Source organism: Mesorhizobium carmichaelinearum (assembly GCF_900199455.1).
Lineage (GTDB): Bacteria > Pseudomonadota > Alphaproteobacteria > Rhizobiales > Rhizobiaceae > Mesorhizobium > Mesorhizobium carmichaelinearum.
Map to the genome: position 1 here is coordinate 69,802 of NZ_FZQR01000012.1, position 25,974 is coordinate 95,775.

A 25,974-nucleotide genomic window follows, 5' to 3' on the forward strand; every position below is an offset into this window, starting at 1 on the left:
TCCGGTTCCCTCTGGAATCTATAGGAACATAACAGGAACAATTGTGAGTGGACACTGACCGTCATGGCGATATCAGCCGTGGCGCGGGAGACTGTTTTTGCCCTGCGCCGCCAGATCGCGAAGATCGAAGGAACGCTGCCCGAGCGCCTGCAGGCGCCGGCTGGCGCGCCGCTTGATGCCGACGGCGGCGATGCCGATCTCACGATCGTCCGGCGCGGTCTTGCCGCGGCCTTGCCGGATGCCTTCCTGCCGATCGGCCTCGAACGCCTCGATGCCGCCCTGAGCGGCGGCCTGCCGAAAGCGGCGCTGAGCGAAATCCATGGCCTGGAAACCCGCGATGCCGGAGCCGTCGCCGGCTTCGCCCTGTCGCTCACCAGCCTGATCCTCAAACGGGCGCAAGGGCTGCCGGTTTTGTGGATCGGCACCACGGAAATCTTCCGCGAGGCGGGCTTTCCCTATGCCAGGGGGCTGCAGGCCTGCTTCGGCATCGAACCAGAACAATTGCTGTTTTCCGAGGCGCCAAAACTTGTCGATGCGTTGTGGGTCGCCGAGGAAGCAGCGCGGATGACGGCGCTCGCCGCCGTCATTCTGGAAATCCGCGGCAACCCGCAGCGGCTGGACCTGACCGCGACGCGCCGGCTGCATGCGAGGGCGCAAAGCGCGGGCCGCCCCGTATTCCTGCTGCGGCAGGCGGCCGAACCCGAACCGACGGCGGCGCCCGTCCGCCTCATCGTCGCGTCGGCGCCGGCCGTGCCGCGCGCCACGGTCGCCGGGCCGCTCGCCGGTTCGATCGGCCGCCCCGCCTTCACCATCAGCATCGGCAAGAGCCGCACGGCCCTGCCTGGACAATTCACACTGGAGTGGAACCCCGATGAACGCGTATTCGACGAAAGAAGGGGCGAGGAAAGACGGACAGACCGGACAAAGAATCCTGTCCCTGTGGTTTCCCTATCTGGCGGCCGAAAGGATCCTGCGGCAGCGTCTGGGGCGGTCCTGGCGTTCCCGGCCCTCGGATCATCCGGCGCCATCTCACCCACCACTGGTGATCAGCCACCGCCAGGGCAACGCCCAGCGCATCTCAGCCCTCGACGAGCGGGCTGAGGCGCTGCACCTGAAACGCGACATGGGCATCGCCGATGCGCGCGCCATGCATCCGTCGATCGACATTGTCGAGGCCGATCCGGAAGCAGACCGGCGCCTGCTCGAAGGCCTTGCCGACTGGTGCGACCGCTACACCCCGCTGGTGGCGCTGGACGGGGCGGACGGCCTGTTTCTCGACGTCACCGGTTGCACCCATCTGTTCGGCGGCGAACGCGCCATGCTGGACGACATCCTGTCGCGCTTCTTCCATCAGGGTTTCGATGTCCGCGCCGGCCTTGCCCCGACGCCGGGAGCGGCCTGGGCAGCGGCACGGTTTTGCGGCGACCGCATCGTCGACGGCGGCGAGGAAGAAGCCCTGCTGGCACCTCTGCCGCTCGCGGCATTGCGCATCGCGCCGGAAACCCGCGCCAGCCTGGAAAGTGTCGGCCTGCGCACGGCGGGCGCCGTCATGGCGGCACCGCGCGCGCCGCTTGCCCGCCGCTTCGGCGCCACTTTGCTGTTGCGTCTCGACCAGGCGCTTGGCCGTCTCGACGAGGCGGTGTCGCCGCGCCTTCCCGTCGCGCCGCTTTCGGTCGAACGGCATCTCGCCGAACCCGTCACGCTCACCGAGGACATCGAGCGGCTGGTCGGCCTGCTGGCGACGACCTTGAAGGGCGATCTCGAGCGCCGCGGCGAGGGCGCCCGGACGCTGGCGCTGCTGCTTTTCCGTGTCGATGGCGCCGTCAGCCGCATCGCGCTCGGCACCTCGCGGCCGATGCGCGATCCCAGGCTGATCCAAAAGCTGTTCCATGAAAGGCTGGCGGCGCTCGAGCAGGACATCGATGCCGGCTATGGCTTTGATCTGGTGCGGCTTTCGGTGCTGGCCGCCGCCGCTTTCGACATGGCGCAGGCCGATCTGACCGGCGAGGTGACCGATGACGGCGCCGACATCGCGCTGTTCGCCGACCGCATCCGCGCCCGGCTCGGCGAAGGCGCCGTGCTGCAGCCGGTCACGGTGGAAAGCCATCTGCCGGAACGTGCCGTCGCCATCATTCCCTTCAGCGAAGCGCCACGCCGGACCACGCCGCCGAAGAGACCGGACAGGGTGCAGGCGCCCAAAACCATCTTCCCGCCGGAACGTCCGATCCGGCTGTTCCGCGCGCCCGAGCCGATCGAGGTGCCGGCCACCGAAATGCCGGAGGGTCCGCCGCTCAATTTCCGCTGGCGGCGCGCGCTCTACCGCGTCACCCGTGCCGAGGGGCCGGAACGCATCGCCGCCGAATGGTGGCGCGAAGCGTCGAGCGACGCGGCGGCATCGACGCGCGACTATTTCCGTATCGAGGATGCCGACGGCCGCCGCTACTGGCTCTACCGGCAAGGCCTTTACGGCAACTCTCAAACCGCGCCGCGCTGGTTCATGCACGGGGTCTTCGCATGAACGCGCTGACCGTCATTCCCTATGCCGAGTTCGGCATCCAGTCGAATTTCTCCTTCCTGCGCGGCGCCTCCAAGCCGGAAGAGCTGGTGGTCGCGGCCAAGCTCTTGGGTTTTTCGGCGATCGGCCTTGCCGACCGCAACACAGTGGCGGGCGTGGTGCGCGCCTGGCAGCAGGCCAAGGTCGAAAAACTCTCCTATCACCCCGGCTGCCGGCTGGTTTTCGGCGACGGCACGCCTGACATTCTCGCCTATCCCAGAAACCGCGCCGGCTGGGGGCATCTGTGCCGCATGCTCACGCAAGCCAATCTGCGTGACGAAAACGAAAAGGGCGCCACGCTTCTCCAGCGCAGCGATCTGCTCGAGTGGGGGGATTTGATGTCGCTGGCGGTCCTGCCCGATCTGGCGGCGGACGCGCAAGAGAGTCTCGCTTTGCTCCGCCAGCTCAAGGAGCGCTTCGGCAAGGCCCTGCGGCTCGGCGTCTCGCCCTGTTATGCGGGCAATGACCGTTTCAGGATCGAGCAGGCGGCGGCGTTTGCCCAGAGTACCGGCATCCCGCTGATGGCGACCAACGATGTGCTCTACCACACCGCCGAACGTCGCCCGTTGCAGGACGTGCTGACCGCCATCCGCCTCAACACACCCGTCGCCGAGGTCGGGCTGGAGCTCACCGCCAATGCCGAACGCCATCTAAAACCGCCGCTGGAAATGGCCCGCCTGTTCCGCAGGCATCCGCAAGCACTGGCCGAGAGTTTGCGGTTTGCGGAAGAATTGACCTTCTCGCTCAGCGATCTCCAGTACAATTACCCCGACGAGCCGACGGAATCAGGCCTCGGCCCGCAGGCCGAACTGGAAAGGTTGGCGCGGGAAGGTGCGGTGAGGCGCTTCCCGGGCGGTGTCCCGGCCAGCGTCATAAAACGCATCGAGGAAGAGCTCGCCCTGATCGAGCGGCTGAATTACGCCCGCTACTTCCTGACCGTCTACGACATCATCAAATTCGCCCGCGACCAGAACATCCTCTGCCAGGGCCGAGGATCGGCCGCCAATTCGATCATCTGTTTCTGCATCGGCATCACCGAGGTGGGACCGGACAAGATCGATACGCTGTTCGAGCGCTTCATTTCCGAGGAGCGCAATGAGCCTCCGGATATCGACGTCGACTTCGAGCATGAGCGGCGCGAAGAGGTGATGCAGTATATCTATACGAAGTACAGTTCCAAACGCACGGCGCTTGCCGCCGCCGTCATCAGCTATCGTGGCCGCTCGGCGCTGCGCGAGGTCTCCAAGGCGATGGGCCTGTCGGAGGATGTCCGGGCGTCCCTGTCCGGCTCGATCTGGGGCTGGTCGACCTCGGAGCTCGGCGAGAAGGAGGCCCGCGCCGGCGGCCTTGACCGGAGCGACCCGACATCGCGGCATGTGATGGAACGAGCCAATGAGATCATGGGCTTCCCTCGCCATCTCTCCCAGCATGTCGGCGGTTTCGTCATCACCAGGGACCGGCTCGACGAGATCGTCCCCATCGTCAAGACGGCGATGGACGCGCGCAAGATGGTCGAATGGGACAAGGACGATCTCGACGCGGTGAAGATCCTCAAGGTCGATGTGCTGGCGCTCGGCATGCTGACCTGCCTGCAACGCGCCTTCACTCTGCTCACGGACCATTATCCAAAGGCGCGGGATGACTATGGCCAACCCTATGTGCTGGCCACTCTCCCGGCAGAGGACCAACGTGTCTATGACATGATCTGCCGCGCCGATACGCTCGGCGTCTTCCAGATCGAGTCTCGCGCGCAGATGTCGATGCTGCCGCGGCTTCAGCCGCGCGATTTTTATGACCTTGTCATCGAGGTGGCGATCGTTCGGCCGGGTCCGATCCAGGGCGATATGGTCCATCCCTATCTGCGCCGCCGGCAAGGCAAGGAGAAGGCCGAATATCAGAAGGCGGAATTGAAAGAGATCCTCGGCAAGACGCTTGGCGTGCCGCTGTTCCAGGAACAGGCGATGAAGATCGCCATCGTCGCCGGCGGCTTCAAGCCGGGCGAGGCCGACGAACTGCGCCGTGCCATGGCCACCTTCAAGCGCACCGGCACCATCGGCAATTACCGCGACCGTATGATCAACGGCATGGTCGGCAAGGGCTACACCAAGGACTTCGCCGAGCGCTGCTTCAAGCAGATCGAGGGTTTTGGCGAATATGGCTTTCCCGAAAGCCATGCCGCCTCCTTCGCCTTGCTCGTCTATGCCTCGTGCTGGTTCAAGACCTTCTATCCCGACGTGTTCTGCGCCGCGATCCTGAATTCGCAGCCGATGGGATTCTACCAGCCGGCGCAACTGGTGCGCGACGCGCGCGATCATGGCGTCGACATCCGCGACGTCGACGTCAACTATTCCGTCTGGGACTGCACTTTGGAAAAAGCGGCTTTCGATCCGGCCCGCATCCTGCCGCGCCATGCCGAGATGCGCGGTGTCATCGAGACAAACCATGCGTTGCGGCTCGGCTTCCGCCAGATCAAGGGCCTGTCGAAGGAGCGGATGGAGCAATTCGTCGCGCGACGCGGCTCAGGCTACTCGACCGTCCGTGACGTCTGGCTGCGCTCCGGTCTCGATGTCGACGAGATCGAGAGGCTGGCCCAGGCCGATGCCTTTCGTTCGATCGGCCTCGACCGCCGCGCCGCACTTTGGGAAGTGCGCGCGCTGGGCGCCAAGAGTGCCGCCGAAAAGCTGCCGCTGTTCGACCAGCCGGCGCTGCGCCTGCGCGAACTGGAGCCGGAGACGAAGCTGCCGACAATGCCGCTCGGCGAGCATGTCATCCACGACTACCGCTCGCTCGGCCTGTCGCTGAAGGCGCATCCGGTCGCCTTCCTGCGCGAGCGGCTCGACCGCGCTGGCGTCACCCCCAATGCCAACCTGCCTTCAGTGCGCGACGGCAGGCGGGTTTCCGTCGCCGGCCTGGTGCTGGTGCGGCAGCGCCCCGGCAAGGGCAACGCGATCTTTCTCACGCTGGAAGACGACAAGGCCGTCGCCAATGTCATCTTCTGGGAACGGACCTTTACCCGCTTCCGCCCCATCGTCATGGGCGCGCGGTTCGTCAAGGTGACCGGCAAATTGCAGTCGGAATCGGATGTGATCCATATCGTCGCGGAGAAGATCGAGGATCTGACACCCTGGCTGACCGTGCTTCTGGAGAAGGTCAGCGGAGCCGGACAGCCGGTCGCCGGGCCCCCGGCCGAGAAGGCAGAGGCTCCGGATCGCGACAGCCGACCCGCGCCACGCAACGCGCCGATCGGGCAGGATATTGCAATGCTGTCGGAAGAGGCGGAACAGGTCATGCCCAAGGGGCGCAATTTTCAGTAGGCGCGGCCCCTACCTTCGTCATCTGAAGAAACGCTGTGATCCTTCGCGCCCCCCTCTGTCCTGCCGGACATCTCCCCCACAAGGGGGGAGATTGGCTGACATCCCGGCTTTCGCCAATCTCCAACGTTGAAAGGCGGGCTGGACGGCGAAGCTGCCGATCTCCCCCCTCGTGGGGGAGATGCCCGGTAGGGCAGAGGGGGGCGCTGTCCCGCCTGCCTCTCAAGCTTCTACGCCCAGTTGCTTCGCGGCTGCTCTTCCTTGGAAGAAAAAACGATGGATGGCTATGCAGTTCAGGCAGGCCCACTCAGCCTTGGCGGCGCCAGCACATCCTCCGCCGACAGTGTCCGCGCCTCCGAAGGCAGCATGATCGGAATGCCGTCCCGCACCGGATAAGCCAGCTTGGCGACCCGCGAGACCAACTCACCGCGTTCCGGATCCCAGGCCAGCGGCCCCTTGGTCAGCGGGCAGGCCAGCAGCTCCAGCAGCTTCGGGTCGACATTGGCTCTCCTTCCGTCCCGTTCGTCCGCCGCCATCGCTGCCCTCTTTTGATCAACTATCGGCACATCTTATTGTAGACTCGAACCGAAATCCTCATTCTCGCGCGCCAATGCCATTTCGGTGATGGCGATCAGCGTTTCGGCCCGCGTTTTCAGGTCCGCCGCCTCGAGCAGCGCCTGTTTCTCGGCCGGTCCGTAGGGCGCCATCATCGACAGCGCGTTGACCAGCATGGCATTTTCGGCGCGGCTGACGCTTTCCCAGTCGGCCTCGAGATCGTTGGCCTGCAGATAGGCGCGAAATGCCTTCAGCAGGGCCGGCCGGTCGATCTCGTTGGCCGCCGGATCGTCATCGAGATCGGCGAGGAAGGGCGACGGCTTAGCCTGGCGAAACGGCGTCTTGACCGTCAGTTCATGGGCGATGCGGAAGCGGAACACGCCCTGCAGCGAAATCAGGTAACGGCCGTCGCCGGTTTCGGAGAAGGCGATGATGCGGCCGGCACAGCCGACATTGCAGAGCTCCGGCTCGCCGTCCTCGCGCAGCGCGCCGTCGAGACGGGGCTGGATGACGCCGATCAGCCGCGAACCGGCGACCGCTTCGTCCACCATCTGCAGATAGCGCGGCTCGAAGATGTTGAGCGGCATGCGGCCGCCCGGCAGCAAAAGCGCGCCCTCGAGCGGAAAGATCGGGATCGTCGACGGCAGATCCTTGGCCAGCCGGTAATGCGCGTTTCCCGCTTGCACCACATTCCTCCGATCGACTTCTTGCGCCCGCCGCCGGGCTCGTCGGCTTGGCCGAAGTCAGCTTCCTAATCTGGCGCGGCCGCCGCCGACGCCAAGCCCGTGCGACGAAACAGCCGCCGGCTCAGGAAAACAGCAGCGCCGACAATTTGCGCCGGGCGGCCAGCGTCGCCTCGTCGGTCATGCCCCAGGCTTCGAAAAACTGCAGCAATTGCGTCCTGGCGCCATCCTCGTTCCAGGCCCGGTCGGCCTTGATGATGGCCAGCAAATTGTCGGCGGCGGCCGTGCGCTCGCCCCTGGCGTTCTGGATCATCGCCAAATCGAAACGCGCCTGATGGTCTTTGGGGTTCTCGGCCAGACGGCGCTCGAACTCGGCCGGATTGCCCAGTTCCGCCGCCTGCGCGGCCAGCGCCATCTTGGCGCGCAAGGCGGCGAGAACAGGCGCATCCTTCTTGGCCTCGGGCGCCGTTGCCAGCAACGCCTCGGCGCCTTGCGTGTCGCCGGCCTCGAACAGCAGGTCGCCCAGTCCGGCGATCGCCTCGATCGTCTCCGGCGCCTGCGCCAGGATGGCGTCGAAAATGTCGGCGGCGGTCTGCATGTCGCCGGCCTCGCGCGCCTCAGTCGCCGCGGCCAGTGCCTCAGCCACGGCCGGAGCGCCATTGCCTTTGCCACCGACCTTGGTGATGAATTCGGCGATCTGGCTCTCGGGGATGGCGCCCATGAAGCCGTCGACCGGCTGGCCGTCCTTGAAGGCGATGACCGCGGGAATCGACTGGATGCCGAGCTGGCCGGCGATCGAGGGGTGATCGTCGATGTTCATCTTGACCAGCTTGACCTTGCCGCCGGCGGCCCGCACCGCCTTTTCCAGCTGCGGCGTCAGCTGCTTGCAAGGACCGCACCATGGCGCCCAGAAATCCACCAGCACCGGCTGGCGGCGCGATTCCTGGATGACATCGGCGGCGAAGGCCGCGGTCGTGGTGTCCTTGATGACATCGCCGGCGGGAGGCGCGGCAGGCGCATCGCCAAGCGAGACCTTTGCTGGCGCGGGGGCGGTTCCGCCATATTGAACGGTGGTGGCATATTGGCCGCCACTGCTGCCGAATGACCCGCCAAACGGCTTGTTGTCGCTCATCTCGTCACCCTTTCGGTCGCGCCGCCGGCCCGCGGGTCGGCGCCATGTCATTGGAAGTCGGTTTCGCCATGCATGTGGCGATCATGCCGAGACTTTCAAGATAGCAGCATCGTGCCCGGTTGCCTCGACGAATCTGATGAGATCGCTAGCGGCGATCGATGTCGTCGCCTCATTGGTCAGCGGATGGCCGTTGATGACGGCATGCGCCATCAAATCCTCGTCGAGCACCAGCTTGACCCGCTTTGCCGTGTCGTTGATGACGCCGAAGACGGTGACGGCGCCCGGCGAGACGCCCAAAAGCTCCATCAGCATCTCCGGCTTGCCGAAGGACACACGGCTGGCGGCGCCGATCAGCTGGTGGATCTGCTTGAGATCGACGACCGCGTCCTCGCCGACGGTGACCAGGAAGAAATTGTCCTTCTTGTCCTTCAGGAACAGGTTTTTCGTGTGCCCGCCGGCGATTTCGCCGCGCAGGGCCTGCGAATCGGCCACCGTATAGAGCGGCGGATGGCGTATCGTCGAAACGGTGATGCCGAGTTCGGCGAGAAAGGCAAAAAGTTCGGCTTCGGTCTTCGGCATCGATTGTCTTCTTTGTCGTTTTTCCGCCTTGCCGTTTACGGCCAATGCGGTGGCCGACACAAGGCCGTCGCGCAGCGGCGTGGCAAAATCCGCGCGGCACGGGCGGTTTGCCGGCATCGTTTGGCGTGTTGAAAAAAGCCTGCGATTTCCCTGTTGCAATCGCCGCGCTCTTCAGCCATATAGGCCCGGCTTGCGGCCAAGACGCCGTGTGAGCGGGTGTAGCTCAGGGGTAGAGCACAACCTTGCCAAGGTTGGGGTCGAGCGTTCGAATCGCTTCACCCGCTCCAGTTTCCTTCCAGGAGATCAAGCATCGAAAAGCCGCGGTTCGCCGCGGCTTTTTCGTTTTGGGACTAGACCACCGGTCAACCCGCGCACAGAAATTGCAATCCATGCAAATCATACGACATCGTTGCAAGTTCGGTCACGATTGATTGGCATATTGACAGCCACTAGCGACCCTGAATCTATATGAATGATCAAGGAGCTTCTGTTGAACAACCTGATCGGAGTCGGAGTCTACACACCTGCTGAAGCAGGAAGGCTTTTGCACATCCGTCCGGCAAAGATCGCTCGCTGGCTCCGGGGCCACAACATTAAAGATCAAAATTACGCGTCGCTGTGGACACCAGAGATTAGCTTGGGTGACGAACGCGTCTTTCTCGGATTTCGGGACCTTATGGAAGTGCGCGTTGCCGACGCGTTCATCCGCGCAGGAGTTTCAGCGCGGCGGGTTCGCGCGGCCATCTCTCTGGCTCGTGAGATCATCGGCCAAGACAGACCACTTTCTACAAACCGCTTTCGAACCGATGGACGCGAGATATTTGTGACAGTCATCGAAACTGATGAAGACGGGGAGGAAAGGGAGCGGCTGCTGAATCTGTTCCGGCGGCAGTATGAATTCAAGGGGATCATCGAGCCAATCCTCAAAACCGTCGACTTTGGTCACGACGGCAATCCACTCCTTTGGTGGCCCGGCGGACGCAGACTTAACGTAGTGGTGGATCCATCGCGGGCTTTTGGCCAACCTATTGATGCCGCTTCTAGTGTGCCGACTGCGGTCCTCGCAGCAGCGGCTAGGCAAGAAGGTATTGCCGGAGCTGCTCGCGCATACGTAGTCCCAGAGGCCTCGGTGCGAAGATCCATAGAGTTTGAGGCATCTATGGAGCATGGATTCGCAGCGTGAACGTTTTGTTCGACAACTGCACCGCACCGCTATTTGCTACGACCCTCGATGGTTTCGTCACTCACTTCGGCCACAGAGCTTTTCACATCAAGGACGTGCTTGGCCTTCCGCAGGGTCGGCATTCGGCTGATGTCGATTGGATCAAGCATCTTCAAAATTCAGCTGATACGTGGATATTCATATCTGGCGATGGTCGAGTTTTGAAGAATCCCGCGGAGCGAGCTGCATTGCGGTCTGCTGGTCTGCATGGCTTTATCCTGGCCCCAGCCTACCAAAAAACAGCTATGAACCAGGTTGCAGCGACCTTGATTTGGAAATGGCCGGAAATCGAAGGCGTTACAAAGTTAGTCGCCGCCCCGTCCATGCATGAGATTCCGATTAATCGAATGAGCAAATTGCGCTCCCTGCCACTATAAGCTCACCCCCGTCGAACCCGAAGCGATCAGCTCGCTTGACGGTCTGCCTTGCGCAGCGATGCTTGGTGCACCAGCGATGTCCAGCTGTTGGTCGAGGCGAGGTGGCAGTAGAGCAGGCCGAGCGCGCCTGACTTTCTCAGGTCGAGGAAGGCCTCGTCGCTCAGTTTGTTGAAGGCCGGCTCGTCGATCACCTGGAAATCGGTGAGGTTGAGCACTTCGCCGCCTTCCAGCGTCACCTTGCTCTGGCGCGGCGCGAACAGGCCATGCGCGTCGATCTTGTCGATCATTTCGCGGGTGGCTCGGAAGTCGATCTGGAACTGGTTGCAGAAGGCGAGCGCCTGCTTGGTCGCTTCGGTCGGCTCATTGCCGCTGAAGAACGGCGCGATCTTGTCTTCGCGGAATGGCGCCATGAGCTGGTCGATGACCCGCTCGCTGGCCCGGTCCACGCACAGCGTCAGCCGGCCTGCCGTGGTCGGGTCCTCGGCAAGGATGAAGGGATAGCGGCGGACATAGGCAGGGATATAGTGCGGCGCGGTCCAACGGCCGTCGCCATCGACGAACAGGTTCTCGCCCTGGCGCACGCCGGTGATGATGACAGGCGCCTTGCCGGGGCCGATGAAGACGATCGGGTAGGAGCGCATCGCCGCCGGCATTTCCGACGCCACCACCGGAATGGCATGCGCGGTGCGTGCGAAGGTGAAGTCGCCGCGCGCGGTCAGGCCGAGCGAGCCGTGCCGCACCGGATTGAGCGCTTCGGGTTTGGAATAGAACAGCGGCATGGCGTCCGCCGGCGCTGCTTGCGTCATTGCCTCGTTGTAAGCCATGGTCCGTCCCTTCTCCCGCCAGCCGATCAGGCCGGTTCCTTCGCATCAGACCCCAAGACTGGCATCTGCTCTTGTTGCGCTGATCTTGGTCGGGCCAAGACTCCAGCGCTGGAACAAAGTACTACAGTGTCCGCTGCACGCATAAAAGCACGACCGCCGCGGTATTTTGCGGTTTGCCCCGGCGAATTGTCTCGCCCCGCGTTTGGGCCTGGCTGCCGGGCCTATGGACAGCCTGCCGCGAAGCGGCGAGATTGCGCCCGGCAGCAAGCGGAGTGATGGCATGGCGTCGGTAACGGATTTCGAACAGGGTCAAGAGTTCACCGTCGAGACCGGAGGTAGGCCGGTCTCGCTGGAACTGAGCGCGGTCAACCCTATTCCCGCCAGCCCGCGTCCGGGCGGCGGCTTTTCGCTGATGTTCAGGGGACCGCGCGACATCGCACTGCCGCAGGCGACCTATCGCCTCGCAGGCAAGAGCGGGGTGCACGAGATTTTCATTGTGCCGGTCGCCGCCGACGCGGCCGGCCGGCTTTACGAGGCGGTGTTCAATTAGGGCTCGTGAAGCGGACTTTTTGAAGCGACGCTTGCGTCGACCGACCCGTGCCTTGGCGATTGGCGGAAACGCCGAAGAGAGAAGGGCCTCGGCGGCTTCCCCTACCAGTCGCTGAGCTTGGTGTCCGGCCCGTATTCCTGGCCGTCGATATCCTTCACCACCGCCTGGCCGCAGCGCATGGTTTTGGCTTTCTTGTCATAGGCGTAGGTCGGCGAGCCGAACAGGTGCCAGCCCTTGTTCAAGGCCGCCGTTACCTTGTGGCAGAAGCTGGCGTCGTCCGGGGCGGTCAGAAAGCGGTAGAGTTTCATGTCTCAAGTCCTGTCGTAAATAACTCGTTCTTTTTACGCAATTCCGGACGGAAAACCGCTACGCACTTTTCCTGGAATTGCTTTGGCCGGGATCATGCGCCGATGGCGGCCGCCTTCGCCAGCAGTTTTTCGGCCTGCGCCAGGTGCAGCCGCTCGACCATCTTGCCGTTCAGCGCGATCACGCCTTTGCCAGCATTCTCGGCACGTGAAAAGGCGTCCTTTATCAGGCGCGCCTCGGTCAGCGCTTCCGGCGACGGCGCGAAGGCGCGGTTGGCCGCATCGATCTGGGCCGGATGGATGAGGGTCTTGCCATCGAAGCCCATGGCGGCCGCCTCCGCGCACTCGCGGGCAAAGGCGTCGAGGTCGCGAAAATCATTGGCAACGCCGTCGAGCATGTCGAGGCCACCGGCCCGAGCGGCCAGCACCATCTGCATCAGCCATGGCACGAGGTAGCGCCGGTCCGGCGTCACCAGCACACCGGTGTCCTTGGCCAGGTCATTCGTTCCGGCGACGAAACAATTGAGCCGCGAGGCCGGATCGCGGCCCAGTTCGGCCATGGCGCCGATGTTGAGGAGCGCCTTGGGCGTCTCGATCATCGCCCAGAGTTTCACGCTGTCGGGGGCAAAATTGTCGTCGAGCACGTCGCCGACTTCGAGGATATCGCGCGGTGTGGCGACCTTGGACAACAGGATGCCGTCGGGCTCGACTTTCGCCACGGCCAACAGGTCGTCGGCGCCCCATTCGCTGGCCAGCGCATTGACGCGCACCACCATCTCGCAGCGGTGGCCGAGATTGTTGGCAGCCGGGCGGCTGGCGAAGATTGCGGGCAGCTTTTCGCGGGCGGCAATCTTGTCGGCCGGCGCGACGGCGTCCTCGAGGTCGATGATGATTGCATCGCAGGACAGCTGCGCGATCTTGGCCAGCGCCTTGTCGTTGGAGGCCGGGACATAGAGCACCGAGCGGCGCGGGGGGTAAGGTTCGGTCATATCCGATCTATGCCGCCTGTGACTGTTGGAGGCAAGCGTTGGGCCGTGCGCCCCACCCTCCCCCTTGTGGGGAGGGTCGCTGCGAAGCAGCGGGGTGGGGGTGTGGCGCCGGCCCCCACCCGGACCTCCGGTCCGACCTCCCCACAAGGGGGAGGTAGAAGCTCGGCGCCCTTCCTCTGCACGAAAACTGCACGCACCTGCGGAAAAGCTCCTCCAATCCGCCCTGCCACCTCCCCGCCCGCCTGCGAGACAGGGGCATGCACAAGCGAGCAAAACCCCGTTGGTCCTTGCCGCAGCGCCTGCGCAGCGAAGGCTGGTGGCTGGTCGATCCGCCGCGCGTGAAGCCTGTGGCGATCGTCATTCCCTTTGTCCGCAAGGGCCCGCCGCCACGGCGATGGAATCCGATCAGGAAGGTCAGGTCATGACATCATTTTTTACAGCGGCACCAAGCTATTGCAGCCGCTTCGGTGTTGCCGTGCTGCTGGTCGTGCTGGCGGATTTTCTGTTCTACGGCCAGCCAGCCGGCATCACGGTCTTCCTGTTCGCCATACTGATTGCTGCCGCGGTCGTGGCCGTGCATCCCACAGCCTTCAACGACATCAGGGTCTGGCTCAAGCCCGCCGCCTTGCATGTCGCGCTGCTGCCGCTTGCCGAAAATGTCAGCGTCCTGTCGGTCTCGATCGCGCTTGCGGCGCTGATCGTCTTCGCGCTTTCGCTGAGCGGTCGCCTGCGGCACAGCCTCGCCCGCATTGCCGGCCAGATCGCGCTGTTCGGGCTGGCGGCGCCGTTTCGCTTCATCAGAGATTTCATCCGCTGGCGCAAGACGGCGCGCCGGTTCGGTCGGCGCCGCGTGCGGCTGGCGGCGATCGCGGTCTGGGTGATGCCGCTGAGCCTGGGCGCCGTCTTCCTGGCGTTGTTCGGCGCCGCCAATCCGGTCATCGATTACTGGCTGTCGCTGATCGATCTGATGAAGCTCCTCGATCTCATCCAGCTGGCGCGGATTGCCTTCTGGCTGTTCGTGCTCGCCGGCGTCTGGGCTTTTTTGCGGCCACGCCTGCCGCGGTTTTCGAAGCGCGTCTCCCGGCCAAAACATGCCGCTGCCGCTGCTCAACCGACGATCAATCCGCAACGACACATCGTCGAGGACATCGTGTTCGGCAAGGCCGCCATCCTGCGCGCGCTGATCGTCTTCAACGCGCTGTTCGCGCTGCAGACCGGGCTCGACGCCACCTATCTGTGGGGCGGGGCCGCGCTTCCCGACGGGTTGAGCTACGCCGCCTATGCGCATCGCGGCGCCTATCCCTTGATCGTCACCGCGTTGCTTGCCGCCGGTTTCGTGCTGGCGGCGCTCAGGCCGGGAAGCGAGACCTCTGGGGATCCGCTCATCCGCCGGCTGGTCTATGCCTGGGTGGCGCAGAACATCATGCTGGTCATCTCGTCGATCCTGCGGCTCGACCTCTATCGGCATCTACGCGCTGACCTACTGGCGCATCGCCGCTTTTGTCTGGATGGGGCTGGTGGCGGCAGGCCTTGCGCTGATCATCGCCCGCATCGCGCTTGGAAAATCCAATGAATGGCTCTCCTCCGCCAATCTTCTGACGTTATCCTTGACGCTTTATGCCTGCTGTTTCATCAACTTCGCAGCGACGATCGCCAATTACAATGTCGACCATTCCCTCGAAATGACCGGCCAGGGCATTCCCCTCGACGCCTGGTATCTGCGCTCGCTCGGCCCGGGCGCGTTTCCGGCGATGGATCGCTTCCTCGATCATCAGAGCCGAGCCGCCAACAATGCGGTCTTCCGCGAACTGGCAGGGCGGCGCGGCAGCGACGAAGACTGGTACCGCACCGTTCAGCAGAATTGGCGCGCCTGGAGCTTTCGCGACTGGCGCCTGCTTGCCTATCTCGACAGCAAGGGGTCGCTCGTGCTTCCTCAGCCTGCGCAACCTTCCTTGCCGGACCGCTGACCGATGCCGCATCACATCCTCGTCGCCGACGATGACCCGCATATCCGCGAAGTGATCTGCTTCGCGCTGGAAAAGGCCGGCATGAAAACGATCGGTGTGGCCGACGGCGCCGCCGCCTTGCAGGAGATCGGACGCCGGGCGCCGGATCTCGTCGTGCTCGACATCGGCATGCCGGAGATGGACGGGCTGGAGGTCTGCCGGCGGCTGCGGCAGAGATCCGACGTGCCGGTGCTGTTCCTGTCGGCGCGCGACGAGGAGATCGACCGCATCCTCGGGCTCGAAATGGGCGGCGACGACTATGTGACGAAGCCGTTCAGCCCGCGCGAGCTAGTGGCGCGCGTCAACGTCATCCTGCGCCGTGCCCGCCCGGCCGCGCCCGAACCGGTCGACGACCGGCAGTTTTCGCATGGCAAGCTCACTCTGGCGCCGGCCAGCCATGCGGCCAGTTTCGACGGCAGGCCGCTTGCCTTGACGGGGATCGAATTCTCGATCCTGAAGGGGTTTTTGGCGCGACCGACTTATGTGCTCGACCGCGACGCGGTGATGGCCAGTGCCTATGCGGGAAAAATCCATGTCGCCGACCGCACCGTCGACAGCCATATCCGCAACATCCGCGCCAAGCTGGCAGCGGTGGGCTGCCTGGACGCCATCGAGACCGTGCATGGCGTCGGCTTCCGGCTTGGCCGATGCGGCTGACGACGTCCAGCAAATGGATCGGCCGCAAATGGCGGCCTCGGCTTGCCACCGTCGTCGTCGCCATCCTGATCCTGGTGATGGCGCTGCCGCTGGTCGGCCTGTTCTTCTTTCGCCTCTACGAGAACCAGCTGATCCGCCAGACCGAGGCGGAACTGATCGCGCAGGGTGCTGCCATCGCCGCCATCTATGCGCAGGAGGTGCGCGACGCGGGCATTCCGCCGGAAAAACTCGGCGCGCCGATGCCGCAGGCCGGTGGCAGCGCCAGCCGAAGCATCAATCCAGACGGACCGTACCGGCCGATCGAGCCGCGCCTCGACCTCGCCTCTGACTACGTGCTTCCTACCCGTCCCGCAGCGGTCGCTGCCACCGTCGATCCCGCTTTCGCCGCGATCGGCGCGCGCTTGTCGGGCATACTCGACGCGACACAGAAAACCACGCTGGCCGGCTTCCGGCTGCTCGACCCCCGGGGCGTCGTCATTGCCGGACGGGGCGAGGTCGGACAGTCGCTTGCCGAGGTCGATGAGGTGCGCGACGCCCTTGCCGGCAGCTATGCCAGCGCGCTCAGGCTGCGCATTCCCGACCAGCCGACGCCGCCGCTCTATTCGGTCAGCCGCGGCACCAAGGTGCGCGTCTTCGTCGCCTTGCCGGTGGCCGTCGATGGCAAGGTCGCCGGGGTGGTCTATGTGTCGCGAACACCCAACAACATCATAAAACATCTCTATGGCGAGCGCGGCAAAGTGACGTTGGCGGCGATCGCCATCCTTGGCGGCACGCTGCTCATCGGCCTGGTTTTCCTGCGGACCGTCAGCCGGCCGATCTATGCGCTGATCGACCGCACGCAGCGTATCGCCGCCGGCGAGCGCGACGCGATCCGCCCGCTCGATCATCATGGCACCTACGAAATGGCGGAGCTGTCCGCTGCCTTCCTCGACATGGCGGAAAAACTGCAGGCGCGATCGGACTCGATCCAGACATTCGCCACCCATGTCTCGCACGAGCTCAAATCGCCGCTGACGGCGATCCAGGGCGCGGCCGAATTGCTGCGCGATTCAGGCAGCGCGATGGACGATGAGGAGCGGCGGCGCTTCTCCAACAATATTGTCACCGATGCCGGGCGGCTCAACCTGCTGGTGCGCCGGCTGCTCGACCTGGCGAAGGCCGAAAACCTTGCACCGAGCGGCGAAAGCACCTCGATCAATGCCACGCTGGCGCTGCTTCCCGTCGACACCAGGCTGGCGGTTCGCATCGAGGCGGGCGGCGATCTCGCCTTGCGCATCTCGGCCGAGAACGCGGCGATCGTGCTTGCCAATCTCATCGACAATTCCGCCCGGCACGGCGCTGCGCTGGTTTCGATCACGGCGACAAGCGCCGGCGGCAAGGCGACGGTGCTGGTCGGCGACGATGGCGACGGCATTTCGCCGAGCAACCGGGCGCGCATCTTCGAGCCGTTCTTCACCACGCGGCGCGCAAGCGGCGGCACCGGCATGGGCCTCGGCATCGTGCTGGCCCTCCTGAAAGCGCATGATGGTATGATCGGGCTGGTTGACTCCGAGCGCGGCACGCGCTTCGAGATCACACTGCCGGCGGCATAGACAGGCCGCCGACCGGATCGGAGAAAAAATGCGCTACGACATCGTCATCATCGGCGGGGCCATCGTCGGGTCCTCCATCGCCTACTATCTGCGCGAGGAAGGGTTTTCCGGCTCCATCGCGCTGATCGAGCGCGATCCGCAATTCGCGCACGCGGCAACGACGCTGTCCATGGCCTCGATCCGCCAGCAATTCTCGATCCCGGAAAACATCCGCCTGTCGCAATTCACGCTAAAGCTGTTCCGGCGGCTGAAGGAGACGTTCGGCACCGATGCCGATATCGGTTTCCGTGAGGGCGGCTATCTCATCCTGGCCGGCGAGAACGGCCTGCCGGTCCTCAAGGCCAATCACGATGCGCAGGTCGCCGAGGGCGCCGACATCGTGCTCGAGGACGCCGAGCAGCTGACGCGGCGCTTCGCCTGGCTGTCGAGCGAAGGCATCTCCGCCGGCGCCTATGGCCGGACGGGCGAAGGCTGGTTCGACGCGCATGCGATGCTGACGCTGTTCCGCAAGGCGCTGCGCGAGAAGAAGATCGATTTCATCAGCGCTTCGGTCACCGGCATTGCGCGTGACGGCAACCGCGTCACCGGCGTCTTCCTCGACAATGGCCAGACGCTTGAGGCCGGCATCGTCGTCAACGCCGCAGGGCCGAATGCCGGCAAGGTCGCCGCCCTTGCCGGGCTGGCGCTGCCGGTCGAGCCGCGCAAGCGCAACGTCTTCGTCTTCGAGGCGCGCGAGAAATATGCCGACATGCCGCTGCTGGTTGATCCCTCCGGCATCTATGTCCGGCCGGAAGGCTCGGTCTATCTCACTGGCGGCGCCGAACCAGAAGAGGGCGACGGCCCGGCCGACCCCACCGATTTCGAGGTCGACTGGCCATTGTTCGAAGAGGTGATCTGGCCGGTGCTGGCGACCCGCATTCCGGCCTTCGAGGCAATCAAGGCGACCCGCGCCTGGGCTGGTCACTATGACTACAACACGTTGGACCAGAATGCCGTCATCGGCCCGCATCCCGAGGTCGGTAATTTCCTGTTCGCCAACGGCTTTTCCGGCCACGGCCTGCAGCAGGCGCCGGCGGTCGGCAAGGCGCTGGCGGAGCTTTTGGTGCATGGCGGGTATCGGACGATCGATTGCTCGGCATTTGGGTACGAACGCGTGGCTGAAGGACGGGCGTTCCGGGAATTGAATGTGATTTGAGGGGCTGGCGCGAAGGTCCCCTTTGAAGGCTGGCGGGACAGCGCCCCCCTCTGTCCTGCCGGACATCTCCCCCACAAGGGGGGAGATCGGCCGTCACTTCGGCTTTCGCCAATCGCCAACGTTGCAGGAATGAGCGGGGCGCCCAAGCTGCCAATCTCCCCCCTCGTGGGGGAGATGCCCGGCAGGGCAGAGGGGGGCGCCGATCACCATCTTCGACCTGCTGTCTAAGCTGCAGCTCGATTGCCCGCACTCAAATAAGCCTGCAGCCAGGCCAGCACCCGGCCCCAGCCCTCGGCATGCTCAGCCGCCGCATCGCTGCGCCCGGCGAAACCGCCATGGCAGATGGTGAGGCGCGTGCCAGTGGGGCGATCGGCTGCAGCAGCCAGGCGACCGTGGTTTGCCGCCGGCCGAGCGTCGGATGGTCCCAGCCATAGGCCCGCGTCTGCACGATCCGGCGCGGCGCTTCGATCTCGAGCAATTCGCCGCCGGCCGGCAGTTCCTTGCCGTCAGCCGTGCGGACGACAACCGTCCAGCGGCCGCCGACGCGGAGGTCGGCCGACCAGTCGACCATCCGGTAGGTGTCGGCGGACCCGCACCATTGCTCGATTTCTCTCGTGACCAGCGCGCGGAAGATGCGTTCCGCAGGCGCTTCGATCTCGGCTGACGCCATGATCGTCTCGCCATTGGTCATGCTCTGTACCCCGAGAACGTGCATCATGGGATATCTCCAAGAACATTCGTTTCGGTGTCGAACCGATCCTTCATCCCTTTGATGGCGGGCGCTCGAAACCCTTGCCGGTTTCGAGCAGGCTCTTGAGGCTGGCCAGCACCAGCGGCCAGCCTTTGCTGACATTCGGGATCAGCCGGTGCGGACCGTCCGCCTCGTGGGTGACGGCAAGCTTCATCAACTCGCCGTCTTGTTCTATGGCGAAGGTGCAGCGCGTATAGCCGTCTTCCTTGACCTCGGGCAGCCATTCATTGCGCCATTTGATGACAAGGCGTCGCGGCGGGTCGATCTCGAGGATCTCGCCCGAGTCGGCGACGCGGCCGTCGGGGAAGATCAGTTTCCAGCTGGAGCCGACCTTCCACTCGCTCTCCTGATAGGAGCAGAGGAAGAACTGCCGGTTGAATTCCGGGTCGGTCAGCGCCTCCCAGAGTTTTTCGGCCGTGGTGCGGATGTAGGTCACGTAAACGAAGCTGTTGCTCATCAGTCTTCCCTTTCGAGGCGTTTCTTCAGATCACTCAATGCATCCAGCCGATGGCGCTCGAACTTGCCGATCCAGCGCTCGGCGATCTCGTTGATCGGAACCGGGTTGAGGTAGTGCTGCTTCTCGCGTCCCTTGCGGAGTGTGGTGACGAGGTTGGCTTCCTCCAGGATCGCCAGGTGCTTGGTCACCGCCTGGCGTGTCATGTCCATCTCCGCGCATAGCGCGTTCAGCGTCTGCCCGTTCTTGGCATGGAGTTTGTCCAGCAATTGCCGGCGTGTCGGGTCGGCCAAGGCGCGAAAGACGTCATCCATGCTCATGGCTTTAATATGCAACCATTTGGTTGCATGTCAAGCGGCAAAATCGCGCGCCGATGACGACCGGATGCGGCCAAGGGAGAAAAAAGTCAGCCCTTGCGGGAGAACCAGAAGGCGTCGGCCATGCGTTTCATGCCGATGCGTTCGTAAAAGCCGACGGCGTCCGGCATGGAGATCAGGCTGATGGCGACCGACGGCCCGAGCTGCCGCCGCGCCTCGTCCATCAGGCCTTTGCCAATACCAAGCCCTTGCGCCGATTGGGAGACGGCGAGTTCGGAGATATAGCAGACCCAGGAAAAGTCGGTGACGGCGCGCGCCACGCCGATCAGCGGCTTGCCTTCGATGTCGAGACGCGCGGTCAGCACCAGATTGGCGCCGGACAGCATCGCCTGCAGCCTGGCGGGATCATCGACAGGCCGTGTCTCGCCGAGACCGGATTCCACCAGCACCTTGCGGAATTCGGCGATGCCGAGCGCGGGTTCGCGGGCGTAGAGGACATGGGAGTTTTCAGCCATGCCGGTGAGAGTGCACCATCGGTCCTCGAATTCGAAGCCGCTTTCGGGAGGTACTCTTGTGCCAGCGCGCACGAACAGTTGCCTTTTATTTGCCCTCGGCTTTGTGTAAACGGAGCTTCAGCAAATCCCCCGCAACGAAAACACGGGCCAAAGCCATGGAAAAATTCACCAAGCTCACCGGCGTCGCCGCTCCCATGCCCATCGTCAATGTCGACACCGACATGATCATCCCGAAGGATTATCTCAAGACGATCAAGCGCACCGGCCTCGGCACCGGCCTGTTCGCCGAAATGCGCTACAAGGACGACGGTTCGGAAAACCCGGATTTCGTGCTCAACAAGCCGGCCTACCGCAAGGCGCAGATCCTGGTCGCCGGCGACAATTTCGGCTGCGGCTCGAGCCGAGAGCACGCGCCGTGGGCGCTGCTCGATTTCGGCATCCGTTGCGTCATCTCGACCTCGTTCGCCGACATTTTCTACAACAACTGCTTCAAGAACGGCGTGCTGCCGATCACCGTCAGCCCCGAGGATCTGGAGAAGCTGATGGATGACGCCTCGCGCGGCTCCAACGCCACTTTGTCGATCGACCTCGAGGCCAAGGAAATCCGTGGCCCCGATGGCGGCGTCGTCAAGTTCGACCTCGACGACTTCAAGCGGCACTGCATGCTGAACGGGCTCGACGATATCGGCCTGACCATGGAGAAGGCCGGCGCCATCGCCTCGTTCGAGAAGCGCAACGCCGAACAGCGCCCCTGGGCCTGAACGGCACCGTCCGACGATAGGCCCGGCTCTTTCAGGTCGGGCTCGTGGCGACTGAGGGAGGGACAGTCATGACACGTTCGCTTCTAGAGCGGCTCATCGTTTCCCGGAAACGCCGAACCGCTCTGCCTCTTTGTTTTAACGCAATTCCCAAGGGAAAGCGCTCCGCGCTTTTCCCGGGAAAACCGTTTCACACTTTTCCTGGAATTGCTTTAGCCGGCGTTTGCGGGCTGGCCTTGTTGCTGGTGCCCACCGCGACCACGTTTGCGCAGACGCAGACGCCTGCCGCGCAGCAGACGCCCGCGGCAGCCCAGAAGCCGGCCGACCAGCCGGCGGCAGGCCAAGGGGCGACCGACCAGGGTGCGCAGGATCAGGGGGCCGGCAGCGATGATAGCCAGGGGCCGATCGCGTTCGAGGGCGGCCAGCTGACCATCACCCAGCCGGAGCCGGATGGCGAGAAGGTGCTCGCCTATGACGGCAAGCAGCTGGCCAGCAACTACGACGTCGCTTTCGACAGAGTGGTCAAGATCGGCGACGTGAATGTCGCGCTGGTCGACGTCGGCGACGGCGGTAATCAATGCGGCCCGGCCAAGGTCATCGTCTGGAAACCGAAGGACGGCGAGATAAAGACCACCACGGTCGAACAGGACGAATGCGGCGCGCCGCCGGCCGCGATCGCCGACGACGCCATCTATTTCGTGCCTTATTTGCTGCCTGGCGAGACCAAGCAGGCGTCGCAATGGTCGCCGACCGAAGGCCTGACGATCTCGGGCAATCTCGCCTACACGCCGGAGCCCGGCACCGACTGGAAGGACATCGATGCGTCGAAATACGACAACATCATCGATGCCTTCCACAACGAGGCTGTGTACAAGGCGGCCAAGGCGCTGCTCGGCGACGACATGGCCGACTTTGCGACCAGCCTGCTGGTCGGCGGCGGCACCGACAAGACGGCCTCCGGCGCCATCTACGCCACCGGCTGCGTGCCGCATGACTGCGGCGGCAATGACGGCTTCATGGCGATCGACCCGGTCAAGCACAAAGTCTATTTCGCCCGCCGCGGCGACATCCGCGAGCCGGCTGCCTGGCCGCCGCTGAAAAGCTGGCCGGACGATATCAAGAAGGCGCTCGACGACGCGCAGGGGTCGGGGAATTAGCCAAAGCCCCTTCTGCAAGACCGCGATCCTTCGCGCCCCCTCTGTCCTGCCGGACATCTCCCCCACGAGGGGGGAGATTGGCTGTTTCGGCGCTCCGCTCATTTCCTCAACGTGTGTGATTGGCGAAAGCCGGCGTGACGTCTGATCTCCCCCCTTGTGGGGGAGATGGCCGGCAGGCCAGAGGGGGGCGCTGTCCCGCCAGCATCAAAGTTTTGCACCGCCAATCTATGCTCCCTGGCTCACGACTGGATCGCTCGCGCGTTTCAGAATGACCGAAACAACTGAGAGGCCTCCCATGCGCAAACTCATCTCCACCGGTTCGCCCTTCGAAAAGACCGCCGGCTATTCGCGCGCGGTGGTGCAGGGCGACTGGTGCTTCGTTTCCGGCACGACCGGCTATGACTATGCCACCATGACGATGCCGGACAGCGTCGAGGCGCAGACGCGCAATTGCCTGGCGACGATCGGCAAGGCGCTTGCCGATGGCGGCTTCGAGATATCAGATGTGGTGCGGGCGCATTACTACATCACCGACCAGGCCTTTGTGGATGTGGTCTTCCCGATCCTCGGCGAGACGTTCGGCGACATCCGGCCGGCGGCGACGATGATCGTCTGCCAGCTGAACAAGCCGGAAATGAAGATCGAGATCGAAGTGACGGCGCTGCGGCGCTCGGCTGCGGGAAGCTGAGGAAGGCCATGAAGGTCCGGCGCATCGTGGCCAATATCGAGACGCAGGATGCGGCAGCCGCCAGACGCTTCTACCATGATGTGCTTGGCCTCGATGTGCTGATGGATCAGGGCTGGATCGCCACCTACGGTTCCGAAGAAGAAATGCAGGTGCAGATCAGCTTCATGGCGCAAGGCGGCTCCGGCACGCCGGTGCCAGATCTCTCGATCGAGGTCGACGATGTCGAGGCAGCACTAGCCGCCATGAAGGCGGCCGGCTTTGTCATCGAATACGGGCCGGCCGACGAGCCATGGGGCGTGCGGCGCTTCTATGTGCGCGATCCCCTGGGCCGGCTGGTCAATATTCTCTCGCATCGGTGATGGCTTTTTCGCAGGACGCTGCTCCAGCTTGGTTTCCTCGCCCCCACGAAAGTGGGGGAGAGGTGGCTCGGTGAAGCCGAGACGGAGAGGGGGCTGCGCGGCGTTGAATATCAGAGCGAACTTGCCGGCGCCGCAGCCCCCTCTCCGTCCGCTTCGCGGCCACCTCTCCCCCGCCTCTGGCGGGGGCGAGGAACCCAGGTTCTGAGAGGCCGATGCGACAGCGTGCGGCACCGCAGCCCTCGTGTTCTGTGCCGCAGCGCTCTCCATCCCCTTGCGCGCGCGCCGCTTGGCGTTTAGCAAAGCGCCGGTTCAAATTCTTTCCAGGACGGTTTTCTCCATGGCAACGAAGCATCTTTTCCTGCTCCCCGGCGACGGCATCGGCCCCGAGGCCATGGCCGAGGTCAAGAAGCTGATATCGGCCATGAACGAAAAGCTCGGCAGCGGCTTCGTCACTGATGAGGGCCTGGTCGGCGGCTGCGCCTACGATGCGCATGGCGCCGCGATTTCCGATGCCGACATGGCCAAGGCGATGGCGGCCGACGCGGTGCTGTTCGGCGCGGTCGGCGGTCCGAAATGGGATGCCGTGCCTTACGAGGTGCGCCCCGAGGCCGGCCTGCTGCGGCTGCGCAAGGACATGGAGCTGTTCGCCAATCTGCGCCCCGCCATCTGCTACCCGGCGCTGGCCGCATCCTCCTCGCTCAAGCAGGAAGTGGTCGAAGGCCTCGACATCCTCATCGTGCGCGAGCTCACCGGCGGCGTCTATTTCGGCGAGCCCAAGCAGATCATCGATCTCGGCAATGGCCAGAAGCGCGGCATCGACACGCAGGTCTACGACACGTTCGAGATCGAGCGGATTTCCGGCGTCGCCTTCGAGCTCGCGCGGACGCGTCGCAACCATGTCACCTCGATGGAAAAGCGCAACGTCATGAAGTCGGGCGTGCTGTGGAACGACGTCGTCACCCAGACCCACAAGGCCCGCTACTCCGACGTCAAGCTCGACCACATGCTGGCTGACGCCGGCGGCATGCAGCTGGTGCGCTGGCCAAAGCAGTTCGACGTCATCGTCACCGACAATCTGTTCGGCGACATGCTGTCCGACATCGCCGCCATGCTGACCGGCTCGATCGGCATGCTGCCGTCGGCCTCGCTCGGCGCGCCCGACGTGAAGACCAAGAAGCGCAAGGCGCTCTACGAGCCGGTGCACGGCTCGGCGCCCGATATTGCCGGCAAGGGCATCGCCAACCCGATCGCCATGATCGCGTCCTTCGCCATGTGCCTGCGCTATTCCTTCGGCATGGTCGATGAAGCCGACAGGCTGGAAGGCGCCATCGCCGCCGTGCTCGATCAGGGCCTGCGGACGAAGGACATTTTCTCGCCGGGCATGACCGAGGTCGGCACGGTCGAGATGGGCGACGCGATCATCGCCAAGTTCCTGGGTTAACCCGGGACAGGTTCACTCAGCGGATTTCGCCGGCCAGCTGCTGCAGCAGGCCGACGAGTTGCGCCTCGTCCACCGGTTCGAAAAAGGCCGCGTCGGCTGCCTCGACGGCGACGATGGCGCGCTGTGCGGCAGCCGCCCCGGTTGGGGTGACGCGGATCACCTTGGCGCGGGAATCCCTAGGGTCGGCCTCCCGTGCGATCAGCCCTTTCGCTTCCAGCCGGGCAACAACGTCTGAGGTCATCTTCACCTCGGTGCCGGCCTGGGCGGCGAGCTGCACCTGGTTGGGCGGTTCGCCATTGCGGCCGAGCCACATGGCCGAGGCCAGCAGCACGAACTGGACATGTGTCAGGTCGAGCGGCGTCAGCGCCGCCGTCATGACGCGCTGCCAGCGCATTGTGGTTCGCCACAACAACAAGCCGGGGCTCTCCGAAGGTCCGCTGAAACGCGTCTTCAAATCCTGTCCGTCAGCCACCGTTCGCCAACTCCTTCGCCTGCTCGAACAATTTAGCCATCGACACGTCGAAATCGCCGCTGATCTGCGGCCCGAGTTCGGGTCCGACCTCGGCTGCCGAGGGGCCGGAAATTTCCAGCCGGTGCGTCACCTGCGTGCCACCTTCGACGGGGACCAGCGTATGCCTGAACAGCAATTTCGTGTCACCGAAGGTGGTCTCGTCGGCATAGGTGACGTTATCGACGAGATCGACGATGGTCGAATCAAACGTGTCCTGCCCGACCGGCGTCACCGAAACACGAGTGCCCTTGGCGAACGGGCCATGCAGCACGAAAGTGTCGGACCCTTCATAGGTCAGGCGGCCCTCGTGCAACGCCTTCAGCGCATTCCAGATGGCTGCGGCGGGAAGGGAGGAAATCGCGGTGTATTCATTGCTCCACATTGTCTTGGCTCCATTCATCCTGGCCGACCGATTATTCGATCTGTGCACGGACTATCTGTGCACAGATTAAATTGCAAGAGGAATCTTGCTGCTCCGCCTGGATGGGTACC

Annotated in this window: 27 protein-coding genes, 1 tRNA gene and 2 pseudogenes; 17 read left to right on the forward strand and 13 right to left on the reverse strand. The window is 64.1% G+C overall.

All coding sequences use genetic code 11. The features are described from left to right. Positions 1-63 precede the first annotated feature (63 nt). The 4 genes and pseudogenes from CKW40_RS44685 to CKW40_RS45980 form a co-directional block, all read left to right on the forward strand. Positions 64-1,101, forward strand: coding sequence for an ImuA family protein (locus CKW40_RS44685; RefSeq protein WP_095202625.1), 1,038 nt, complete (start codon positions 64-66; stop codon positions 1,099-1,101). Continuing rightward, on the forward strand, positions 1,043-2,518 hold the full coding sequence (locus CKW40_RS25565; protein ID WP_095202626.1) for a DUF6504 family protein: 1,476 nt from the start codon (positions 1,043-1,045) through the stop codon (positions 2,516-2,518). Before CKW40_RS44685 ends, CKW40_RS25565 begins: the two co-directional genes overlap by 59 nt. Further along, complete coding sequence (locus tag CKW40_RS25570) at positions 2,515-5,868, forward strand: error-prone DNA polymerase (protein WP_095202627.1); 3,354 nt, start codon at positions 2,515-2,517, stop codon at positions 5,866-5,868. Before CKW40_RS25565 ends, CKW40_RS25570 begins: the two co-directional genes overlap by 4 nt. A 60-nt stretch (positions 5,869-5,928) precedes the next feature. After that, a pseudogene (locus CKW40_RS45980) lies at positions 5,929-6,121 on the forward strand (bifunctional diaminohydroxyphosphoribosylaminopyrimidine deaminase/5-amino-6-(5-phosphoribosylamino)uracil reductase RibD); the annotation flags it as partial. A gap of 37 nt (positions 6,122-6,158) precedes the next feature. Here CKW40_RS45980 and CKW40_RS25575 read toward each other — a convergent pair. The 4 genes from CKW40_RS25575 to CKW40_RS25590 all read right to left on the reverse strand — a co-directional run bounded on the left by CKW40_RS25575 (position 6,159) and on the right by CKW40_RS25590 (position 8,814). Further along, on the reverse strand, positions 6,159-6,401 hold the full coding sequence (locus CKW40_RS25575; protein WP_095202628.1) for a Trm112 family protein: 243 nt from the start codon (positions 6,399-6,401) through the stop codon (positions 6,159-6,161). Between the two features lie 33 nt (positions 6,402-6,434). Further along, positions 6,435-7,106: an LON peptidase substrate-binding domain-containing protein gene (locus tag CKW40_RS25580; protein ID WP_095202794.1), complete on the reverse strand. Its 672-nt coding sequence runs from the start codon at positions 7,104-7,106 to the stop codon at positions 6,435-6,437. 121 nt (positions 7,107-7,227) lie between these two features. After that, positions 7,228-8,235, reverse strand: coding sequence for a thioredoxin (gene trxA, locus CKW40_RS25585; RefSeq protein ID WP_095202795.1), 1,008 nt, complete (start codon positions 8,233-8,235; stop codon positions 7,228-7,230). An 81-nt stretch (positions 8,236-8,316) separates the two neighbouring features. After that, positions 8,317-8,814, reverse strand: a complete 498-nt coding sequence (locus CKW40_RS25590) for a prolyl-tRNA synthetase associated domain-containing protein (protein WP_095202796.1) — start codon at positions 8,812-8,814, stop codon at positions 8,317-8,319. Between the two features lie 212 nt (positions 8,815-9,026). Between CKW40_RS25590 and CKW40_RS25595 the strand changes: the two genes are divergently transcribed. The 3 genes from CKW40_RS25595 (at position 9,027) to CKW40_RS25605 (ending at position 10,413) form a co-directional block, all read left to right on the forward strand. Next, positions 9,027-9,101, forward strand: a tRNA-Gly gene (locus CKW40_RS25595). 203 nt (positions 9,102-9,304) lie between these two features. Further along, a complete protein-coding gene (locus CKW40_RS25600) occupies positions 9,305-9,997 on the forward strand; it encodes a hypothetical protein (protein ID WP_244571287.1) in 693 nt (230 codons plus the stop codon). After that, complete coding sequence (locus tag CKW40_RS25605) at positions 9,994-10,413, forward strand: PIN-like domain-containing protein (protein ID WP_095202630.1); 420 nt, start codon at positions 9,994-9,996, stop codon at positions 10,411-10,413. Before CKW40_RS25600 ends, CKW40_RS25605 begins: the two co-directional genes overlap by 4 nt. A gap of 26 nt (positions 10,414-10,439) precedes the next feature. On the opposite strand, the gene CKW40_RS25610 is transcribed toward CKW40_RS25605, so the two are convergent. Continuing rightward, on the reverse strand, positions 10,440-11,237 hold the full coding sequence (locus CKW40_RS25610) for a SapC family protein (protein ID WP_179298111.1): 798 nt from the start codon (positions 11,235-11,237) through the stop codon (positions 10,440-10,442). A gap of 280 nt (positions 11,238-11,517) precedes the next feature. Between CKW40_RS25610 and CKW40_RS25615 the strand changes: the two genes are divergently transcribed. Further along, a complete protein-coding gene (locus CKW40_RS25615; protein WP_095202798.1) occupies positions 11,518-11,787 on the forward strand; it encodes a DUF6916 family protein in 270 nt (89 codons plus the stop codon). A gap of 101 nt (positions 11,788-11,888) precedes the next feature. Here CKW40_RS25615 and CKW40_RS25620 read toward each other — a convergent pair whose 3' ends face one another. Together CKW40_RS25620 and CKW40_RS25625 are read right to left on the reverse strand one after the other, a co-directional pair. After that, positions 11,889-12,095 carry a DUF1737 domain-containing protein gene (locus tag CKW40_RS25620; RefSeq protein ID WP_027046018.1) on the reverse strand — a complete coding sequence of 69 codons (207 nt, stop codon included), beginning with the start codon at positions 12,093-12,095 and terminating at the stop codon, positions 11,889-11,891. 92 nt (positions 12,096-12,187) lie between these two features. Next, positions 12,188-13,081 (reverse strand): HpcH/HpaI aldolase/citrate lyase family protein, encoded by an 894-nt coding sequence (locus CKW40_RS25625; RefSeq protein WP_095202631.1) that lies wholly within the window; start codon positions 13,079-13,081, stop codon positions 12,188-12,190. A gap of 421 nt (positions 13,082-13,502) precedes the next feature. Here CKW40_RS25625 and CKW40_RS25630 point away from each other — a divergent pair. From CKW40_RS25630 to CKW40_RS25645, 4 genes and pseudogenes are all read left to right on the forward strand, one after another. Further along, positions 13,503-15,048 (forward strand): annotated as a pseudogene (locus CKW40_RS25630) (DUF4153 domain-containing protein). 3 nt (positions 15,049-15,051) lie between these two features. Next, the gene (locus tag CKW40_RS25635) at positions 15,052-15,744 is read left to right on the forward strand and encodes a response regulator transcription factor (RefSeq protein WP_095202632.1); all 693 of its coding nucleotides are present in this window, start codon (positions 15,052-15,054) and stop codon (positions 15,742-15,744) included. Further along, the gene (locus CKW40_RS25640; protein WP_095202633.1) at positions 15,735-17,336 is read left to right on the forward strand and encodes an ATP-binding protein; all 1,602 of its coding nucleotides are present in this window, start codon (positions 15,735-15,737) and stop codon (positions 17,334-17,336) included. The genes CKW40_RS25635 and CKW40_RS25640 overlap by 10 nt, the downstream gene beginning before the upstream one ends. A gap of 28 nt (positions 17,337-17,364) precedes the next feature. Continuing rightward, positions 17,365-18,531, forward strand: coding sequence for an NAD(P)/FAD-dependent oxidoreductase (locus tag CKW40_RS25645; RefSeq protein ID WP_095202634.1), 1,167 nt, complete (start codon positions 17,365-17,367; stop codon positions 18,529-18,531). Positions 18,532-18,781: 250 nt separating this feature from the next. Here the strand turns inward: CKW40_RS25645 and CKW40_RS25655 are convergent, their stop codons facing one another. The 4 genes from CKW40_RS25655 to CKW40_RS25670 all read right to left on the reverse strand — a co-directional run bounded on the left by CKW40_RS25655 (position 18,782) and on the right by CKW40_RS25670 (position 20,568). Further along, the gene (locus CKW40_RS25655; protein WP_244571288.1) at positions 18,782-19,249 is read right to left on the reverse strand and encodes an SRPBCC family protein; all 468 of its coding nucleotides are present in this window, start codon (positions 19,247-19,249) and stop codon (positions 18,782-18,784) included. 43 nt (positions 19,250-19,292) lie between these two features. Continuing rightward, positions 19,293-19,739, reverse strand: coding sequence for an SRPBCC family protein (locus tag CKW40_RS25660; RefSeq protein WP_095202635.1), 447 nt, complete (start codon positions 19,737-19,739; stop codon positions 19,293-19,295). Continuing rightward, positions 19,739-20,050: an ArsR/SmtB family transcription factor gene (locus CKW40_RS25665; RefSeq protein WP_198421166.1), complete on the reverse strand. Its 312-nt coding sequence runs from the start codon at positions 20,048-20,050 to the stop codon at positions 19,739-19,741. The genes CKW40_RS25660 and CKW40_RS25665 overlap by 1 nt, the downstream gene beginning before the upstream one ends. Positions 20,051-20,142: 92 nt before the next feature. Beyond that, on the reverse strand, positions 20,143-20,568 hold the full coding sequence (locus CKW40_RS25670) for a GNAT family N-acetyltransferase (protein ID WP_095202637.1): 426 nt from the start codon (positions 20,566-20,568) through the stop codon (positions 20,143-20,145). A 155-nt stretch (positions 20,569-20,723) separates the two neighbouring features. Between CKW40_RS25670 and leuD the strand changes: the two genes are divergently transcribed. The 5 genes from leuD (at position 20,724) to leuB (ending at position 24,971) form a co-directional block, all read left to right on the forward strand. Next, positions 20,724-21,329, forward strand: a complete 606-nt coding sequence (gene leuD / locus CKW40_RS25675) for a 3-isopropylmalate dehydratase small subunit (RefSeq protein WP_095202638.1) — start codon at positions 20,724-20,726, stop codon at positions 21,327-21,329. A 236-nt stretch (positions 21,330-21,565) separates the two neighbouring features. Beyond that, positions 21,566-22,483 (forward strand): Ivy family c-type lysozyme inhibitor, encoded by a 918-nt coding sequence (locus CKW40_RS25680; protein ID WP_244571289.1) that lies wholly within the window; start codon positions 21,566-21,568, stop codon positions 22,481-22,483. Between the two features lie 295 nt (positions 22,484-22,778). Then, on the forward strand, positions 22,779-23,171 hold the full coding sequence (locus CKW40_RS25690) for a RidA family protein (protein ID WP_095202639.1): 393 nt from the start codon (positions 22,779-22,781) through the stop codon (positions 23,169-23,171). Between the two features lie 8 nt (positions 23,172-23,179). Next, positions 23,180-23,530 (forward strand): VOC family protein, encoded by a 351-nt coding sequence (locus tag CKW40_RS25695; RefSeq protein ID WP_095202640.1) that lies wholly within the window; start codon positions 23,180-23,182, stop codon positions 23,528-23,530. A gap of 337 nt (positions 23,531-23,867) precedes the next feature. Then, complete coding sequence (gene leuB / locus CKW40_RS25700) at positions 23,868-24,971, forward strand: 3-isopropylmalate dehydrogenase (RefSeq protein ID WP_095202641.1); 1,104 nt, start codon at positions 23,868-23,870, stop codon at positions 24,969-24,971. Positions 24,972-24,987: 16 nt separating this feature from the next. Here leuB and CKW40_RS25705 read toward each other — a convergent pair whose 3' ends face one another. Next, positions 24,988-25,365: a MarR family winged helix-turn-helix transcriptional regulator gene (locus tag CKW40_RS25705; RefSeq protein ID WP_244571290.1), complete on the reverse strand. Its 378-nt coding sequence runs from the start codon at positions 25,363-25,365 to the stop codon at positions 24,988-24,990. Between the two features lie 70 nt (positions 25,366-25,435). Beyond that, positions 25,436-25,864: an SRPBCC family protein gene (locus CKW40_RS25710; RefSeq protein ID WP_095202800.1), complete on the reverse strand. Its 429-nt coding sequence runs from the start codon at positions 25,862-25,864 to the stop codon at positions 25,436-25,438. Positions 25,865-25,974: the final 110 nt, after the last annotated feature.

Excerpts from the sequence above, each read along its gene's own strand:
- CKW40_RS44685 (WP_095202625.1), top strand. The coding sequence starts at position 64 with ATGGCGATATCAGCCGTGGCGCGGGAGACTGTTTTTGCCCTGCGCCGC.
- CKW40_RS25570 (WP_095202627.1), top strand. The coding sequence starts at position 2,515 with ATGAACGCGCTGACCGTCATTCCCTATGCCGAGTTCGGCATCCAGTCG.
- CKW40_RS25575 (WP_095202628.1), bottom strand. The coding sequence starts at position 6,401 with ATGGCGGCGGACGAACGGGACGGAAGGAGAGCCAATGTCGACCCGAAG.
- trxA (WP_095202795.1), bottom strand. The coding sequence starts at position 8,235 with ATGAGCGACAACAAGCCGTTTGGCGGGTCATTCGGCAGCAGTGGCGGC.
- CKW40_RS25590 (WP_095202796.1), bottom strand. The coding sequence starts at position 8,814 with ATGCCGAAGACCGAAGCCGAACTTTTTGCCTTTCTCGCCGAACTCGGC.
- CKW40_RS25610 (WP_179298111.1), bottom strand. The coding sequence starts at position 11,237 with ATGGCTTACAACGAGGCAATGACGCAAGCAGCGCCGGCGGACGCCATG.
- CKW40_RS25615 (WP_095202798.1), top strand. The coding sequence starts at position 11,518 with ATGGCGTCGGTAACGGATTTCGAACAGGGTCAAGAGTTCACCGTCGAG.
- CKW40_RS25620 (WP_027046018.1), bottom strand. The coding sequence starts at position 12,095 with ATGAAACTCTACCGCTTTCTGACCGCCCCGGACGACGCCAGCTTCTGC.
- CKW40_RS25625 (WP_095202631.1), bottom strand. The coding sequence starts at position 13,081 with ATGACCGAACCTTACCCCCCGCGCCGCTCGGTGCTCTATGTCCCGGCC.
- CKW40_RS25635 (WP_095202632.1), top strand. The coding sequence starts at position 15,052 with ATGCCGCATCACATCCTCGTCGCCGACGATGACCCGCATATCCGCGAA.
- CKW40_RS25640 (WP_095202633.1), top strand. The coding sequence starts at position 15,735 with ATGCGGCTGACGACGTCCAGCAAATGGATCGGCCGCAAATGGCGGCCT.
- CKW40_RS25645 (WP_095202634.1), top strand. The coding sequence starts at position 17,365 with ATGCGCTACGACATCGTCATCATCGGCGGGGCCATCGTCGGGTCCTCC.
- CKW40_RS25655 (WP_244571288.1), bottom strand. The coding sequence starts at position 19,249 with ATGATGCACGTTCTCGGGGTACAGAGCATGACCAATGGCGAGACGATC.
- CKW40_RS25660 (WP_095202635.1), bottom strand. The coding sequence starts at position 19,739 with ATGAGCAACAGCTTCGTTTACGTGACCTACATCCGCACCACGGCCGAA.
- CKW40_RS25665 (WP_198421166.1), bottom strand. The coding sequence starts at position 20,050 with ATGGATGACGTCTTTCGCGCCTTGGCCGACCCGACACGCCGGCAATTG.
- CKW40_RS25670 (WP_095202637.1), bottom strand. The coding sequence starts at position 20,568 with ATGGCTGAAAACTCCCATGTCCTCTACGCCCGCGAACCCGCGCTCGGC.
- leuD (WP_095202638.1), top strand. The coding sequence starts at position 20,724 with ATGGAAAAATTCACCAAGCTCACCGGCGTCGCCGCTCCCATGCCCATC.
- CKW40_RS25690 (WP_095202639.1), top strand. The coding sequence starts at position 22,779 with ATGCGCAAACTCATCTCCACCGGTTCGCCCTTCGAAAAGACCGCCGGC.
- CKW40_RS25695 (WP_095202640.1), top strand. The coding sequence starts at position 23,180 with ATGAAGGTCCGGCGCATCGTGGCCAATATCGAGACGCAGGATGCGGCA.
- leuB (WP_095202641.1), top strand. The coding sequence starts at position 23,868 with ATGGCAACGAAGCATCTTTTCCTGCTCCCCGGCGACGGCATCGGCCCC.
- CKW40_RS25705 (WP_244571290.1), bottom strand. The coding sequence starts at position 25,365 with ATGCGCTGGCAGCGCGTCATGACGGCGGCGCTGACGCCGCTCGACCTG.
- CKW40_RS25710 (WP_095202800.1), bottom strand. The coding sequence starts at position 25,864 with ATGTGGAGCAATGAATACACCGCGATTTCCTCCCTTCCCGCCGCAGCC.